The organism is Mesorhizobium sp. P170090 (assembly GCF_057786115.1).
The window spans coordinates 58,681-74,883 of the sequence record NZ_JBYNWH010000001.1; the positions used below are offsets into that span (position 1 = coordinate 58,681).

16 protein-coding genes are annotated in these 16,203 nt (G+C 63.5%); 9 read left to right on the plus strand and 7 right to left on the minus strand.

The features are described from left to right. Positions 1-19 precede the first annotated feature (19 nt). The 6 genes from AC3EML_RS00280 (at position 20) to AC3EML_RS00305 (ending at position 4,555) form a co-directional block, all read left to right on the plus strand. Positions 20-211 carry a twin transmembrane helix small protein gene (locus AC3EML_RS00280; RefSeq protein ID WP_023671673.1) on the plus strand — a complete coding sequence of 64 codons (192 nt, stop codon included), beginning with the start codon at positions 20-22 and terminating at the stop codon, positions 209-211. Positions 212-230: 19 nt separating this feature from the next. Beyond that, complete coding sequence (locus tag AC3EML_RS00285; RefSeq protein ID WP_027050720.1) at positions 231-812, plus strand: cob(I)yrinic acid a,c-diamide adenosyltransferase; 582 nt, start codon at positions 231-233, stop codon at positions 810-812. A gap of 29 nt (positions 813-841) precedes the next feature. After that, entirely contained in the window at positions 842-1,642 is an 801-nt protein-coding gene (locus tag AC3EML_RS00290; protein ID WP_027050721.1) for a rhomboid family intramembrane serine protease, read from the plus strand. A 214-nt stretch (positions 1,643-1,856) separates the two neighbouring features. After that, entirely contained in the window at positions 1,857-2,606 is a 750-nt protein-coding gene (locus AC3EML_RS00295; RefSeq protein ID WP_023694013.1) for an electron transfer flavoprotein subunit beta/FixA family protein, read from the plus strand. Positions 2,607-2,626: 20 nt separating this feature from the next. Next, positions 2,627-3,556 (plus strand): electron transfer flavoprotein subunit alpha/FixB family protein, encoded by a 930-nt coding sequence (locus tag AC3EML_RS00300; RefSeq protein ID WP_352521797.1) that lies wholly within the window; start codon positions 2,627-2,629, stop codon positions 3,554-3,556. A gap of 120 nt (positions 3,557-3,676) precedes the next feature. Further along, positions 3,677-4,555, plus strand: a complete 879-nt coding sequence (locus AC3EML_RS00305; protein ID WP_023671668.1) for a 3-hydroxybutyryl-CoA dehydrogenase — start codon at positions 3,677-3,679, stop codon at positions 4,553-4,555. A 17-nt stretch (positions 4,556-4,572) separates the two neighbouring features. Here the strand turns inward: AC3EML_RS00305 and AC3EML_RS00310 are convergent, their stop codons facing one another. The 3 genes from AC3EML_RS00310 to AC3EML_RS00320 form a co-directional block, all read right to left on the minus strand. Next, complete coding sequence (locus AC3EML_RS00310) at positions 4,573-6,519, minus strand: PAS domain S-box protein (protein ID WP_352521796.1); 1,947 nt, start codon at positions 6,517-6,519, stop codon at positions 4,573-4,575. Positions 6,520-6,721: 202 nt separating this feature from the next. Then, on the minus strand, positions 6,722-7,360 hold the full coding sequence (locus AC3EML_RS00315) for an NrsF family protein (protein ID WP_352521795.1): 639 nt from the start codon (positions 7,358-7,360) through the stop codon (positions 6,722-6,724). Position 7,361: 1 nt separating this feature from the next. Beyond that, a complete protein-coding gene (locus AC3EML_RS00320) occupies positions 7,362-7,913 on the minus strand; it encodes a sigma-70 family RNA polymerase sigma factor (RefSeq protein ID WP_023671665.1) in 552 nt (183 codons plus the stop codon). Between the two features lie 204 nt (positions 7,914-8,117). Between AC3EML_RS00320 and AC3EML_RS00325 the strand changes: the two genes are divergently transcribed. The 3 genes from AC3EML_RS00325 to AC3EML_RS00335 all read left to right on the plus strand — a co-directional run bounded on the left by AC3EML_RS00325 (position 8,118) and on the right by AC3EML_RS00335 (position 11,930). Then, positions 8,118-9,125 (plus strand): iron ABC transporter substrate-binding protein, encoded by a 1,008-nt coding sequence (locus tag AC3EML_RS00325; protein ID WP_023748489.1) that lies wholly within the window; start codon positions 8,118-8,120, stop codon positions 9,123-9,125. 154 nt (positions 9,126-9,279) lie between these two features. Next, the gene (locus tag AC3EML_RS00330; RefSeq protein WP_023748490.1) at positions 9,280-10,851 is read left to right on the plus strand and encodes an ABC transporter permease; all 1,572 of its coding nucleotides are present in this window, start codon (positions 9,280-9,282) and stop codon (positions 10,849-10,851) included. Then, entirely contained in the window at positions 10,848-11,930 is a 1,083-nt protein-coding gene (locus AC3EML_RS00335) for an ABC transporter ATP-binding protein (protein ID WP_352521794.1), read from the plus strand. Before AC3EML_RS00330 ends, AC3EML_RS00335 begins: the two co-directional genes overlap by 4 nt. 35 nt (positions 11,931-11,965) lie before the next feature. On the opposite strand, the gene AC3EML_RS00340 is transcribed toward AC3EML_RS00335, so the two are convergent. From AC3EML_RS00340 to ugpB, 4 genes are all read right to left on the minus strand, one after another. Continuing rightward, on the minus strand, positions 11,966-13,027 hold the full coding sequence (locus AC3EML_RS00340; protein ID WP_352521793.1) for a sn-glycerol-3-phosphate import ATP-binding protein UgpC: 1,062 nt from the start codon (positions 13,025-13,027) through the stop codon (positions 11,966-11,968). A 7-nt stretch (positions 13,028-13,034) separates the two neighbouring features. Further along, positions 13,035-13,883, minus strand: coding sequence for a sn-glycerol-3-phosphate ABC transporter permease UgpE (gene ugpE, locus AC3EML_RS00345; protein ID WP_023698704.1), 849 nt, complete (start codon positions 13,881-13,883; stop codon positions 13,035-13,037). A gap of 9 nt (positions 13,884-13,892) precedes the next feature. Continuing rightward, positions 13,893-14,777 carry a sn-glycerol-3-phosphate ABC transporter permease UgpA gene (gene ugpA, locus AC3EML_RS00350; protein WP_023685330.1) on the minus strand — a complete coding sequence of 295 codons (885 nt, stop codon included), beginning with the start codon at positions 14,775-14,777 and terminating at the stop codon, positions 13,893-13,895. A 71-nt stretch (positions 14,778-14,848) separates the two neighbouring features. Continuing rightward, complete coding sequence (gene ugpB / locus AC3EML_RS00355) at positions 14,849-16,159, minus strand: sn-glycerol-3-phosphate ABC transporter substrate-binding protein UgpB (protein WP_023685331.1); 1,311 nt, start codon at positions 16,157-16,159, stop codon at positions 14,849-14,851. Positions 16,160-16,203: the final 44 nt, after the last annotated feature.

Genomic DNA, 16,203 nt, shown 5'->3' on the forward strand with positions numbered 1-16,203 from the left:
ACAGAACTGGGAACAGATCATGGCAACCGTCATCAAAGTCCTCCTCGTCCTCGTCATGGTCGCCGTGGTGATCGTGCTTGTCCGCGGCCTCATCAACATGATGCGCGGCGGCTCCGGTGTGAGCTCGAACAAGCTGATGCAGGCACGCGTGCTGCTGCAGGCGCTGGCGTTGGCACTAATCCTGCTGGTGGTGTATTTCACCCGCAAGTGACGGCCGTTCGGGAGGCGACGTGGTCAAGCTCAACAAGATCTACACCCGCACCGGCGATGACGGCACCACTGGCCTCGGCACCGGTGAACGCAGGCTGAAATCCGACCTGCGCGTCGATGCCTACGGCACCGTCGATGAAGCCAATGCCTGCATCGGCATCGCCCGCCTGCACACAGCGGCAAGTTATCCCGCCATCGACGCCATGCTGTCCCGCATCCAGAACGATTTGTTCGACCTCGGCGCCGATCTCGCCGTGCCCGACGACGGCAAGCCGCTCGGCTACGAGCCGCTGCGCATCATCGCCTCGCAGACCGAGCGCGTCGAAAAGGATATCGACCTTCTCAACAAGGATCTGCAGCCGCTCAAATCCTTCGTGCTCAATGGCGGCACGCCGGCGGCGGCAGCACTTCATCTTGCCCGCACCGTGGCGCGACGGGCCGAGCGGATCATGGTGGCACTGGCGCAGGACCCGGCCGAACATGTCAATCGCGAGGGGCTGAAATACATAAACCGCGTCTCGGACTTTCTGTTCGTCGCCGCTCGTGCGGTCAATGACAACGGAAATGCCGACGTGTTATGGGTGCCCGGCAAGAACCGCTGAATTTTCGAAGGCGGGAAAGGGCTTGGGGCATGTTCATCCCGCTTTACGACTCCAACAGGTTGCGCCACATCCGGCTGCAATATGTGACGATCGGCCTGATCGCGGCCAACGTGTTGGTCTTTCTCATCACCACGATCGGCGGCGAAAATTTCAACAACGCCGCCGTGCTCGGCCTCGGCTTCATCCCTTCGGTTGTCCACGACACGGCAGAACTCTCGCCCCAATTCGTCGTCATTCCGGAGAGCCTGAGTTACCTCACCTATGCCTTCCTGCATGCCGATATCTTTCATCTCGGCGGCAACATGCTGTTCCTGTGGGTGTTCGGCGATAATGTCGAGGACGCACTCGGCCACATCCGCTACCTTATCTTCTACCTGCTTTGCGCCATCGCCGGCGCCTTCTTCCAAGGGCTCGTCGCCTGGAGTTCGGAGGTGCCGCTGATCGGCGCCTCCGGCGCCATTGCCGGCGTCGTCGCCGCCTATCTGGTCCTCTACCCCCGGGTGAAAGTGTGGGTGCTGGTCTTTGCCCGCATTCCGCTGCGTATCCCGGCCTTCATCCCGCTGATCCTGTGGATCGGCTTCCAGGTGGTGATGTTTGCCGCCGGCGGCGAAAACCAGATATCCTGGGCCTGCCATATTGGCGGCATCATTGCCGGTGGCGTGCTGGTGCTCATCATGCGCAGCCGCGGCGTGCCGCTGCTCGCCGGTGACGACGGCGAGCCGGAACCCGCCGATCAGCCAGCCGCTTCTACTGGGCCGGCGCCAGCCGGTCCCGCTCCCGTGCAACCTGAGACGCGTTGGGGCCGGGGTGGCGCTTCCGGTCACAAGTGAACCGATTTGGGTGGTTTGGCCGCTGCCGTGGCATATTGACGTGTTGCGTCGCCACAACTACGGAGAGCGCCACCGCTAGGCGGCAGAAGACCAGAATTCGTCCGGCCAGGATTCCGTTTGGCCGGAATTCAGTCAGGAATGTCGGCTTTCGACAACTCTGCGGAGGCGCACGCTGCTATAGCGCGCCCGGATATCTCAGGAGAGGTGACAGACAATGAAGATCCTTGTGCCCGTGAAGCGGGTTGTGGATGCGAACGTCAAGGTTCGCGTCAAGGCCGATGGTTCGGCGGTGGAACTCGCCAACGTCAAGATGGCGATGAACCCGTTCGACGAGATCGCGGTGGAAGAGGCGCTCCGGCTGAAGGAAGCCGGCAAGGCCGAAGAGATCATCGTCGTTTCGGTCGGCCCGCAGCAGGCGCAGGAAACGCTCCGCACCGCGCTCGCCATGGGCGCCGACCGCGCCATCCTGGTCAAGACCGACGAGCAGACCGAGCCGCTCGGCGTCGCCAAGGTGCTGAAGGGCGTCGTTGACGCCGAACAGCCCGGTCTCGTGATCCTCGGCAAGCAGGCGATCGATGATGACTCGAACCAGACCGGCCAGATGCTGGCCGCCCTGCTCGGCTGGGCACAGGGCACTTTCGCCTCCAAGGTCGTGCTCGACGGCGACAAGGCCAAGGTGACGCGCGAAGTCGACGGCGGCCTGCAGACGGTGGAACTGAAGATGCCGGCGATCATCACCGCCGATCTTCGCCTCAACCAGCCGCGCTATGCCTCGCTGCCCAACATCATGAAGGCCAAGAAGAAGCCGCTCGACGAAAAGAGCCCGGCCGATTACGGCGCCGACGTCAGGCCGCGCCTGAAGGTGCTCAAGACCGAGGAGCCCAGCGGCCGCAAGGCAGGCGTGAAGGTCAACAGTGTCGCCGAACTGGTCGACAAGCTCAAGAACGAAGCCGGCGTGCTCTGAGACTGGAAGGAACAGATAAAATGACCATTCTCCTCATCGCAGAACACGACAACGCCAGCCTTTCCGACCAGACCGCGAAGGCGCTCTCGGCGGCGCTGCAGATCGGTTCGGACGTGCATGTGCTGGTCGCCGGCAAAGGCGCCAAGGGCGCGGCCGACGCCGCTGCCAAGCTCGAGGGCGTGAGCAAGGTGCTGCTGGCCGAGGCCGACGAACTGGCCGAGCGCCTCGCCGAACCGCTCGCCGCACTCGTTGTCTCGCTGGCCGGCGCCTACGACACCATAATCGCGCCGGCGACCTCGTCGGGCAAGAATGTCGCGCCGCGCGTGGCGGCCCTGCTCGATGTCGCGCAAGTCTCCGAGATCATCGAAGTGGTTTCACCAGACACGTTCAAACGGCCGATCTATGCCGGCAACGCCATCCAGATGGTGCAGTCGAGCGACGCCAAGAAGGTCATCACTGTGCGCACCGCCTCCTTCCAGGCTGCCCCGGAGGGCGGCTCGGCAGCTGTCGAGACGGTCAAGGCCGCGGCCAATCCCGGCCTCTCCACTTTCGTCGAGAACAAACTCTCGGAAACCGACCGTCCGGAGCTGACCTCGGCCAAGATCATCATTTCGGGCGGCCGCGCGCTCGGTTCCTCGGAAAAGTTCCAGGAAGTCATCCTGCCGGTCGCCGACAAGCTCGGTGCAGCCGTCGGCGCCTCGCGCGCTGCCGTCGACGCCGGCTACGCCCCGAATGACTGGCAGGTCGGCCAGACCGGCAAGGTCGTGGCGCCTGACCTCTATATTGCCGTCGGCATTTCCGGCGCCATCCAGCACCTTGCCGGCATGAAGGATTCGAAGGTCATCGTCGCCATCAACAAGGACGAAGAGGCGCCGATCTTCCAGGTTGCCGATTATGGCCTGGTCGGCGACCTGTTCGTCATCCTGCCGGAACTGCAAAAGGCGCTTTGACGCTTTCTGCCAAAGCGTATTAAATTGTGAAAGGGTGGGGTAGACGAAGCTGCCCCACCCTTTTAGTTTGCACTGCACAAAAAGCAGGCCGCAAAGGCCTTTTCGACGGGATCGCTGCAAATGGCCAAGATCGAGACGATCGGCATCATCGGCGCCGGCCAGATGGGCGGCGGCATCGCGCATGTATCAGCACTTTCGGGTTTCAAGGTGCTGATCTACGACGTCTCGCCCGACCGTATCGAGAAGGGCATTGCCACGGTCAGCGGCAACATGGCCCGCCAGGTCGGCTCCGGCAAGCTTGAGGAAAAGCTGCGTAACGAAGCGATGGCGCGCATTTCCGCAGCCCCCACCATGGCTGATCTCGCCGGTGCCGATCTGGTTATCGAGGCGGCGACCGAGGACGAGACGGTCAAGCGCAAGATTTACGCGCAGCTCTGTCCCCAGCTCAACCCGGAAGCCATTCTGGCGACCAACACCTCGTCGATTTCGATCACCCGGCTTGCCGCGCAGACCGACCGTCCTGAGCGTTTCATCGGCATACATTTCATGAACCCCGTGCCGCTGATGAAGCTGGTCGAACTGGTGCGCGGCATCGCTACCGAGGATCAGACCTTCGAGGCGGCCAAGGCCTATGTGAAACAGCTCGACAAGACGATCACCGTCTCTGAAGATTTTCCGGCCTTCATCGTCAACCGCATTCTGTTGCCGATGATCAACGAGGCGATCTACACGCTCTATGAGGGGGTCGGCTCGGTCGATGCCATCGACACCGCCATGCGGCTCGGCGCCAACCATCCGATGGGACCGCTGCAGCTCGCCGATTTCATCGGCCTCGACACCTGCCTGTCGATCATGCAGGTGCTGCATGACGGCCTGTCGGATTCGAAATATCGCCCCTGCCCGCTGCTGGTGAAATATGTCGAGGCCGGCTGGCTCGGCCGCAAGACCGGGCGCGGCTTCTACGATTATCGCGGCGAGCATCCGGTTCCGACGCGCTAACCCACAAAAACGGTAACTTAGTTCCGCCCTCGGGACGCCGCTGCAAGCGGCGGCTCTGCTTGGCCGCTTGATCCGGTATCGTCAGGCGCCACGGAAACACAGCCGCGGCCGGCGGCCTTGGCCGCATAGCAGGCAGCATCGGCCCGGGCGATGATCTCGTCGACTTCACCGCTGTTGCTGTGGATCGGCGCCAGCCCGATGCTGGCGTCTATCGCATGCGGCCGGCCGTCCCAGGTGAACTGCAGGGCGCGGATCGCTTCAATGATCGAGCGCGCGGCAATCCTGGCGCCGGCGCTCGAGCCGGCTTTTAGGACGACCGCGAATTCGTCGCCGCCGAGGCGGGCCACGATATCCTCCGGCCCAAGCGCACCGCGAATGGCCTCGGCAACCCGCTTCAGCAAGGCGTCGCCGGCGGCGTGGCCGCCAGTGTCGTTGACCAGCTTGAAATGATCGAGATCGATGAACATGAAATGATGCTCGCCCGCCGGCCTGGCCGTGCCGGCCTTGCGGCTCCGGTCGACCAGTTCCTCCATGGTGCGGATAAAGCTCGAACGGTTGGCAAGGCCGGTCAGCGCATCATGCGCGGCGGCATAGGCGAGTTGGCGCTGCAAGGCGCGCGCATCTGTGAAGTCCTGGAAGACGATGACCAGGCCACAGAACTCCTGGCGGTCGTTCATGATCGGCGACACCACCTGGCGGATGCTGCAGCGCGTGTCGTCGCGACGGATGAGGACGGCGCGACTGTTCTGGTCGGCAGGGCTGGCGCTGCCGAGCGCCGGCCGCGTCATGCCGATCCTTTGCCCGGTTTCTTCGTCCACCGCCCAGTAGACATGGCCAAGCGTCTTGCCGAGCGCCTCTGCGCCAACAACGCCGGTGAGCTTTTCGGCGACAGGGTTCATGAAGGTGATGCGGTTTGCGGCATCGGTGCAGATGACGGCGTCGCCGATCGACTGCAGCGTCACCCTCAGCCGCTCCTTCTCGTCGGCCAGCATTGCCGCCGATACGATGAGGCTTTCCTCGGTTTGCTTGCGCTGGGTGATGTCGGTCAGGCTGCCGATGGCCCTGACCAGCCGTCCGTCCTTGTCGCGTTCGAGCGTCTTGCCGCGGTCGAGGATCCAGACCCAGTGGCCATCCTTGTGGCGCATCCGGAACTCGGCTTCGAAGAACGGTGTCCTGCCCTCCAGATGGGCACGATCAGCTTCGGCGACGTTTTCGCGATCGTCGGGGTGGATCATCGCCAGCCAGCGGTCGGGGTCGCCGTCCAGCTCGCCATCGGCATAGCCCAGCATCTTCACCCAGGTGGCGGAGTAGGTGGTGCCACCCTTGCGCATGTCGAGGTCCCAGACGCCTTGTCCGGCGCTGGCCAGGGCAAAATTCCAGCGCGTTTCGGCCTCGGCTATGCGCGCCTCGGATTGCTTGCGCGCATCGATATCCTCGATCTGGGAGACCAGGTAGAGCGGGCGGCCGCTCTTCTCGTCGCGAATGACGGAACCGGCAAGATGGGCCCATACCGGCGTGCCGTCCTTCCTGAGGTAGCGCTTTTCGAAGTGGAAGGCGTTGACGGTGCCCGCCCGCATGCCGTCCATCGTCTCACGGCCGATCTGCACATCGTCGGGATGGGTGATCTGGAAGAAGGTCAGCGCCTCGATCTCCTGCTTGCTATAGCCGAGCATGGCGGCGAAGGCCGGGTTGGTTTCATGGATGCGGCCGTCGAGGCCGACAATGGCGATGCCGATCGCCGAATCCTCCATGGCGCGGCGGAAACGCTGCTCGCTTTCGGCGATCTGCCGGCGGTCGTCCAGTATCCGGTAAATGAACAGGGCGGCGAGAATCAGCGCAACGGCGGCGACCGGCACCGATATCTGCAGGCAGAGTTTCAGCACTTCGGCGCTGACATCGAGCCGCGACAGCAGGAGCGCGACCACGGCAGCGCAAAGCCCTCCGGCCGCAAGCACCAAAGCCACGTGACTGTCAGCCCGCAGGCTTTTTCGCTCTCGTCGCATCACTGTGCATGCCACCCCATGCGCAACACATTTCTGCAAAAAACACTGGATGATCGATTTTAAGGAAAGGTTGCGCCGGAGCCACCGGCAACACGGTGAACCCGCAAACAATTCCCGGCATGATTAAGGATCGGTGATTATTGGGCGATCTTGGACGGCCCGGTCACCAGCGCACGAAGAACCGTCCCCCGAGCGCGCCCAGACCGGCGAGGACGGCGATGGCGAGCGTGTACCAGGTGGCGACGAAAAGCGGCGAATCGTCGAAGCAGTGCGCGGCGTAGAAGGTCGCCGCCAGGCCGCCGGCGAGCAGTCCCGCGACCGCCCCGGCCAACACCGGCCGCGTCGGCGCGCCATAGCGCAGCATCCACAGGAAGACGGCAAGCGGGCCGATTCCGATCAGCGGGATGAAGCCCATGCAGATCATCATGTTGGAGCCGACCATGCGCGTGCTCCACATCGGCTCCGGCACCATGAACAGTTCGAGAGCCACCGCCACGGCCACCATCAGCGGCGCCGCCAGCACCCAGGCCGCGGCTCTTGCCGTCGAAGCGCCCGGCGTCGACAACGCCCGGACCAGGCCAAAGGCGGTGACGGCGAGCACGATGGTGAACACGAACTTCGCCAGGAACCGCATCGTGTGCATGGCGGTCATGATGTCGGGACGCGGGCCGATGGTGAGAAAGAAGACCAGAGCCGCGATCACCGCCGCGGCTGCCGCCGCCATCAACCAGGCCGAGCGCAGCGGCATCGCCTTGCTGCTTGTGTCGGCGTCGAGTGCCTTGATGAGATCCTCCGTCCTCATGTCACTGCCGCCCGAAGCGCCCCTGCCCAAATCGCTTGGCGATCGCGGCAAGCCCGCGATGCAGCGACACCCGCACCGCCGTCTCGCTGACGCCGAGCCTGGCCGCCGTCTCGCCGATGGAGCGGCCGTCGACCGAGATCGAAGAAACGACGGAACGCTGCGCAGCCGGCAGTCCGTCCAGCGCCCGGTTGATGTCGCGTTCGCTGACGGTCTCGGTTTCCGGCTCGGCAAAGGTCTCGGCGATCTCGTCGATCTCGATTTCGATGCGCCGTCCGCGCCGCCGGAAAGCATCGATCAGCTTGAAGCGGGCTATCGCATAGATCCACGGCAACACCGGCGCGTCCTGGCGCCAGGTATGCCGTTTCACATGAATGGCCAGCAAGGTTTCCTGCACGACATCCTCGGGATCGACCCCGCCCTGTACGATCTTGCGCCTCGCAAAGCCGCGAACCAGCGCGGCGATCCGGTGCAAAAAGTCGGCGTAGGCCCTTTCATCTCCCGCGATCGCGGCCCGCATCAGCCGGGAAAGCTCGGCCTCATCCTTGCCGCTCACAAGAGTTCACTCCCCGATCTTCGCGCCTCGGCACCGATTTGTTACGTGTCCGGCGAAATAATGTCCAAGCCAAAGTGCCGCAAAATCACGAAAGTTTGCGGGAGCGGCGACCGATTGAAGCAGCCGAGCAATGTTGACTACTGCTGTCAGGTATCGATAGGTGCAGCCTGCGAAACCAGAACCACCGAGATTGAGGATGACGCCATGAGATACACGCTCTCCACCCTAGCGGGGGCCACAGCGCTGGCCGTTAGCATGATCGCCGGGCCGGCGATGGCCGCGGATGCCGGCATCATCGTCTACAACGCCCAGCATGAGAGCCTGGCCAAGGAATGGGTCGAAGGTTTCACCAAGGAAACCGGCATCAAGGTCACGCTGCGCAATGGCGGCGACAGCGATTTCTCCAACCAGATCGTCGCCGAGGGCGCTTCTTCGCCGGCCGACGTGTTCCTGACCGAGAACTCGCCGGCCATGACTCTGGTCGAAGCGGCGGGCCTTTTCGCGCCGGTCGACGCCGACACGCTGGCGCAAGTCCCGGCCGAATTCCAGCCGAGCAGCGGCAAATGGGTGGGTGTCGCGGCGCGCAGCACCGTCTTTGCCTACAACAAGACCAAGCTCACGGCCGAAAAGCTGCCCAAATCGATGCTCGATCTCGCCGATCCCGCCTGGAAAGGCCGCTGGGCAGCCTCGCCTTCCGGCGCCGATTTTCAGGCCATCGTCAGCGCGCTGCTCGAGCTCAAGGGCGAAGCCGCAACCGCCGACTGGCTGAAGGCCATGAAGGAGAATTTCACCGCCTACAAGGGCAACGGCACGGTGATGAAGGCGGTCAATGCCGGCGAGATCGAAGGCGGAATCATCTACCACTATTACTATTTCGGCGATCAGGCAAAGACCGGCGAAAACAGCAAGAACGTCGAACTGCATTATTTCAAGAACCAGGATCCCGGCGCTTTCGTCTCGATCTCCGGCGGCGGCGTGCTGGCCTCGAGCAAGCACCCGAAGGAAGCCCGGGCGTTTCTCAAATGGGTGACCGGCAAAGGCGGCCAGGACGTGCTGAAGACCGGCACATCCTTCGAATACGCTATCGGCAAGGGCGCGCAGTCCAATCCCAGGCTGGTGCCGCTGGCCGACCTGCAGGCGCCGAAGGTCGATCCGGCGACACTGAATTCCAAAAAGGTGACGGACCTGATGACGGCAGCCGGCTTGCTTTAGGCTGGGTTCGTCCTAAAAGGGCAACGATTGCGCTCCTGCCGGACTTTCCGCAGGAGCGCTCTGTTTTCGAGATGGCATTGTCCATGACGACACATTGCGTTTCCGGCCGCGCCTGCGGCGCCCCCGCCCCGGCGGCAGTGGCGCGGTCGAGCTGATGCAAACTGCGGTCGATCTCGCACGTTCAGGCCAGACAGTCGGGCGGTCCCGCCGGAAGCCCATGTCCTGGATCGCGCTTGCCGCCATAATCGTCTCGCTGCTGTCGCTGCTGCCGCTGGCGTTCATCATCTGGATCGGTGTGCAGACGGGCTGGGACACCGTCTCGGCTCTGATCTTTCGGCCGCGCGTCGGTGAACTCCTGGTCAACACCGTGCTTCTGGTGGCGCTCACCGTACCGATTGCCGCTGTGCTGTCGATAGCGCTGGCCTGGCTGACCGAACGCAGCGACCTGCCCGGCGCCCGCCTCTGGGCCTGGCTGTCGGTCGCGCCGCTCGCCATCCCCGCCTTCGTGCACTCTTATGCCTGGATTACCCTGGTGCCGGGGCTGCACGGCCTGTGGGCCGGCGTGCTGGTGTCGGTCCTTGCCTATTTCCCGTTCCTCTATCTGCCACTAGCGGCCGCATTGCGCCGGCTGGATCCCGCCCTGGAAGATGCGGCCGCAGCGCTTGGCCTCGGACCATGGCGCGTGTTTTGGCGCGTCGTGCTGCCGCAGCTCAGGCTCGCCATTTGCGGCGGTGCGCTGCTGGTTGGACTTCATCTGCTGGCCGAATACGGCCTCTATGTCTTCATCCGCTTCGACACTTTCACCACCGCGATCGTCGACCAGTTCCAGTCGACCTTCAACGGCCCAGCCGCCAACATGCTGGCCGGTGTCCTGGTGACATGCTGCTTCGTGCTGCTCGCTCTGGAGGTGCTGGTGCGCGGCGAAGAGCGCTATGCCCGCGTCGGCTCAGGCGCGGCGCGCCACCGGCAGCGCTCGAGGCTCGGGCGCGCCACGCTGGCTTGCCTAGCTCTGCCTACCGTCACCACGCTGCTCGCCATCGGCGTGCCCTTCGTAACCGTCGGCCGCTGGCTGGTCGCCGGCGGGGCCGATGTCTGGCGTTTGGACGAGATCGGCCTGGCGCTGGGCCAGACGCTGTTCCTGGCGCTGGCCGGCGCCTTGCTTGCGACCATCGCCGCCATGCCGATGGCCTGGATCTCGATCCGCGCGCCGGGACCGCTGCAGCGGCTGCTCGAAGGCTGCAACTACATTGTCGGTTCGCTGCCCGGCGTGGTCATCGCGCTGGCCTTGGTCACCATTACCGTGCGCATCGCCATGCCGCTCTACCAGACGCTGTTCACAATCCTGGTCGCCTATGCCCTGATGTTCCTGCCGCGCGCCTTGATCAGCCTCAGAGCCTCGATCGCACAGGCGCCGGTCGAGCTCGAACGCGCCGCCGCCAGCCTTGGCCGGCCGCCGCTGAAGGCGCTTTGGTCGACAACGATTCGCCTGTCGGCGCCGGGGGCTGCGGCCGGCATGGCGCTGGTCGCGCTCGGCATCATGAACGAGCTGACCGCCACCCAGATGCTGGCGCCCAACGGCACGCGCACGCTGGCCATGGCGTTCTGGTCCTATAGCGGCGAGATCGACTATGCGTCGGCCGCCCCTTACGCCTTCATCATGGTGACGATGTCGCTGCCGCTGACCTGGCTGCTCTATGTCCAGTCGAAACGGATGGCCGGGCGATGAGCTTTCTCGAAATCAGTGGCCTCACCAAGCACTACGGCCCGGTCGCAGCCCTTGCCGGCATCGAGCTCAGCGCCGCAAGCGGCAGTCGCACCGCGATCGTCGGCCCGTCCGGCTGCGGCAAGACGACGTTGCTGCGGCTGATCGCCGGCTTCGAGGCGCCCGACCAGGGCCGCGTCGTGCTCGACGGCGAGGTGCTGGCCAATGGCGGCCAAGCGGTGCCGGCGCACCGCCGCGGCATCGGCCTGGTGGCGCAGGACGGCGCCCTGTTCCCGCATCTCAGCATCGGCGACAATATCGGCTTTGGCATGGCCCGCGGCGAGGACCAGCGCGCCGAGCGCATCGCCGAGCTCGCCTATACCGTCGGGCTGGACAAGGCGATCCTCAAGCGCCGCCCGCACCAGCTCTCCGGCGGCCAGCAGCAGCGCGTGGCGCTGGCCCGCGCCATGGCGATGAAGCCCAGGCTGATGCTTCTCGACGAACCGTTCTCGGCGCTCGACACCGGTCTGCGCGCCTCGATGCGCAAGGCGGTCGCCGAACTACTCGAAGCCGCCGGCATCACCACCATCCTGGTCACCCACGACCAGGCCGAGGCGCTGTCCTTCGCCAGCCAGGTGGCGGTCATGCGCGACGGAAAGTTCTCTCAGATCGGCACACCGCGAGAACTCTATCTGCAGCCGAAAGACCGCATGGTTGCCGAGTTTCTTGGCGACGCCATCATCTTGCCGGCAAAGATTTCAGGCGGCTTCGCCACCTCCTCGCTTGGTCGCATAGCCGTCGACTCGAAGGAGCGGCGCGACATCGCCCGCATCATGCTGCGACCGGAGCAGGTGCAGGTGAAGCGCACGTCGCGCGAAGGCATGTCGGGTCCTGCGGGCACGATATTCGCCGAGGTGACGGACTCGGAATTCGCAGGCTCGATGTGCACCATTGCCGTGCGGCTGTTGAACAACCCCGATCCGCCGGACGCCGCGGCGATCGGCAGCACACCGCTGACCTTACGCAAGCCGGGAATCGACGCACCTGCCGTCGGCGAGATCGTGCGTCTGACAGTTTCCGGCAAGGCGCATGTCTTCGCCTGAACTGCCGATGCGTCGGATTGGCGCGAGCGGCTGCGTCAATCGACTCGTTTCCCAGCATTGTCGAACCAATGCAGCTTCTCGGCCCTGGCCACGACGCGCAGTTGATCGCCGGGTTTGGCCGTGGCGCGGCCGGCCACACGCACGACGATGCGGTTGCCGCCGGCGGCACAGTGAAGAAAGCTTTCGGCTCCCACAGGTTCGACCGCCTCGACCGCCGCAGGCAGAATAAGCGCGCCGGATGATGCCTCGGCACTGAAGGTGACGTCGGCATCCTCAGGGCGGAAGCCAAGCGTGGCGGCGTTCGTAGGCGCGAAGTCAACCGTCTTGCCGTCGGTCAGCGCCGGACCAGCCGGTCCTTGCGAAAGAGGCAGAAGGTTCATTGGCGGCGCTCCGATGAAGGAGGCGACGAAGGTCGATGCCGGCTTCTCGTAGATGTCGAGCGGCGCGCCCGTCTGCTCGACCAATCCGCCATTCATGACGACGAGAGTATCGGCCAGCGTCATCGCCTCAAGCTGGTCATGGGTGACGTAGACCGAGGTGACACCGAGCGAGCGCTGCAAATTCTTGATTTCAACCCGCATCTGGCCGCGCAGTTTGGCGTCGAGGTTGGAAAGCGGCTCGTCGAACAGGAAGACTTTCGGATTGCGCACGATTGCGCGACCCATGGCCACGCGCTGGCGCTGGCCGCCGGAAAGCTCGCGCGGGCGCCGGTCGAGCAGCGCCGTGAGCTCCAGCACCTTGGCGGTCGAGCGAACCCTGCTGTCGATCTCGTCCTTGGGAGTACCCCGGTTGCGCAACCCGTAGGCCATGTTGTCGTAGACCTTCATATGTGGATAGAGCGCATAGTTCTGGAACACCATGGCGATGTCGCGCTCGGTCGGACCGATCGTGTTGACGATCTTGCCGTCGATGGCGACGGTGCCGGAAGAAATGGTCTCAAGCCCGGCGATCATCCGCAGCAGCGTGGACTTGCCGCAGCCGGACGGCCCAACCAGCACGCAAAGCTCCTTGTCGGGAATGGCGATCGAGACACCCCTCACCGCCTCGACGCCGCCGGGATAGACCTTCTTCACATCCTTCAGATCGACGGTCGCCATCGGCTTCTCACTTTTCGGAATCGACAAGTCCGCGCACGAACCAGCGTTGCATCAGCACCACGATCAGGATCGGCGGCAGTATGGCCAGCATCGCGGTGACCATGACCAGATGCCATTGGGTATCGGCATCGGCGAAGGAGACCATCTTTCTAAGTGCGATGACGATGGTGTTCATGTCGTTGCTGTTGGTGACGAGCAGCGGCCACAGGTACTGCGTCCAGCCATAGATGAAGAGGATGACGAACAGTGCTGCGATGTTGGTGCGCGACAGCGGCAGCAGGATGTCGAAAAAGAAGCGCCATGGTCCGGCGCCGTCGACACGCGCCGCTTCCACCAACTCACCTGGGATGGTCATGAAGAACTGGCGAAACAGAAGCGTGGCGGTGGCCGAGGCGATCAGCGGAATGATCAGGCCGGCATAGGTGTCGATCATGCCGAGATCGACCATCACCTTGTAGGTCGGCAGGATGCGCACCTCGACGGGAAGCATCAGTGTGATGAAGATCAGCCAGAAGAAGACCATCCGAAGCGGAAAACGGAAGAACACGATCGCATAGGCCGAAAGGATCGAGATGAAAATCTTCCCCACCGCGATGCCGAGCGCCATGATCGTGGTGTTGAGCAGCAATCGGCCGACACTGACGCCGCCGATGCGGCCGACACCGCCGAACAGCGCCTCGCTGTAATTGTTCCAGACCTGGTCGCCGGGCAAAAGAGGCAATGGCGGCTTGAGGATGGTCTGCAGCGTCTGCGTGGAGGCAACGAAGGTGTAGTAGATCGGGAAAGCGACGATCAGGATGCCCAGGATGAGCACGGCGTGGGCGATGAGGGCGCGAAGCGGGGACTGACCAATCATCGCTCGCGCTCAACCGTAGTGGACTTTGCGTTCCACATAGCGGAACTGGATGGCCGTGAGTGAGATGACGATGACCATCAGGATGACCGACTGCGCGGCCGAATCGCCGAGGATCAAATTGACGAAACCGTCATTGTAGACCTTGTAGACCAGCGTCTCGGTGGCCTTGCCCGGCCCGCCGCCGGTGACGGCATGGACGATACCGAAAGTGTCGAACAGCGCATAGACCGTGTTGACGACCAGCAGGAAGAAGGTCGTCGGCGCGAGCAGCGGGAAGACGATGGTCCAGAAGCGCTTCGTCTCCCCGGCGCCGTCCATGGCCGCCGCCTCTATCAACGTCTTCGGCACCGCCTGCAGCCCGGCGACGAAGAACAGGAAATTGTAGCTGATCTGCTTCCAGGCAGCCGCAGACACCAGCAGGATCATGGCTTGGTTGCCGTTAAGCAAAGGATCCCAGGCAATGCCGAGACCTCTCAAGGCGTAGGCCAGCGAACCGATCGAGGGGTTGAACAGAAACAGCCACAACATGCCGGCAATCGCCGGCGCCACCGCATACGGCCAGATCAGCAGCGTGCGATAAAGGCCTTTGCCGCGCACCACCTTCTCGGCCATGACGGCAAGCAACAGGGCCACACCCATGGCGACCATCGCGGTCGCCAGAGAGAACACCAGCGTAACTTTGATCGAGTTGAGGTAGGCCGGGTCGGCCAGCACCTTGCGAAAATTGGCGAGCCCGACGAACTTGCTCTTCAGCCCGAACGGGTCTTCCCTAAGCATCGACTGGTAGAGCGCCTGCCCCGTCGGCCAGTAGAAAAAGATCAGCGTAATGGCGAGTTGCGGCGCCACCAGCAGGTAAGGCAGGGTCTTGTTGGGAAAGACGACGCGTGGAGACAGTGTGGTTCCCTCGCTGTTCAGGAAGTCGTCCACGCGGGTCCGCGTGGACGAGGTTCAACTGACAAATCGCTTCAATTTCCGATCGCTTCCTGAATCGCCTTGTTGCCGCGTGCGACCGCGTTGTCGAGCGCCTGCTGCGCAGTCTGCTGGCCGGCCAGCATCTTCTCGAACTCCTCGTTCTCGATGTCGCGCACCTGCGGCAGGTTGACGAGGCGCACGCCCTTCGAGTTCTCGGTCGGCGCCTTGCCCAGCATCTGCAGGATCGGCGTCTCACGGCCCGGATTCTTGTCATAGAAGCCGGACTTCTTCGTCGCCTCATAGGCAGCGAGCGTCACCGGCAGATAACCCGACTTCTGGTGCAGATACTCCTGCACTTCGGTCTTGGACAGGTAGGAGAAGAACGCCGCGACGCCCTTGTATTCCTCGTCCGATTTGTTGCCGAACACCCACAGGCTGGCGCCGCCCGGCGTGGTGTTCTGGGGCGCGCCCTTGGCGTCACTATCATAGGGAAGCTGGCCGATGCCGTAGTTCATGCCCGACTTGACGATGTCACCGAGACCCCCCGACGATTCGGTGAAGATGCCGCATTCTCCGGCAAGGAAGATCTGCTTGGCTTCGGATGTACGGCCGCCATATTTGAAGGTGCCGTCCTTGGCCAGGTCGGCGAGGGCCTGGAAATGATTGACGAAGATCGGCGCATTGATCTTGAGCTCGACGTCGGTTCCGGCAAGTCCGTTCTGGTTGGTGCCATAGGAAACGTCGTTCCAGGCAGCGAAGGCCTCAAGGTGGATCCAGGTCAACCAGGTCGAGGTATAGCCGCAGGAAGCGGCGCCGCTCGCCTTGATCTTCTTGGCGGCTTCCCACACCTCGTTCCAGGTCTTTGGCGGATTGTTCACATCAAGCCCGGCCTTCTGGAAGATATCCTTGTTGTAGTAGAGGATGGGCGACGAGGAATTATAGGGGAAGGACAGCATGGTCCCGTCCGGCTTCGAATAGTAGCCGACGATGCCGGGCAAATACTGGCTCTTGTCGAAGGTCACGCCGGCGCTGGTCAGCACATCGGCCACCGGCTTGATCGCACCTTCGGCGGCCATCATGACGCCGGTACCCACGTCGAACACCTGGATGATATCGGGCGCTTGCCCCGCACGAAAGGCAGCGATGCCGGCATTCAGCGTTTCGGGATAGGTGCCCTTGAAAACAGGGAGAATTTCATAGTCGCTCTGGCTGGCATTGAAATCCTTGGCGATCTTGTCGACCACCTCGGCATTGGCGCCGGTCATTGCATGCCACCAACTGATCTGGGTGGCGGCGAAGGCGGAGGTGGTGGAAAGCAGGGTCAAGGTGGCGGCAACACCGGCCGCAAAGCCGAACAACTTCATGTTTCATCTCCCGTTTGTCATTGGCGAAAGGGGCACTCCCGCAA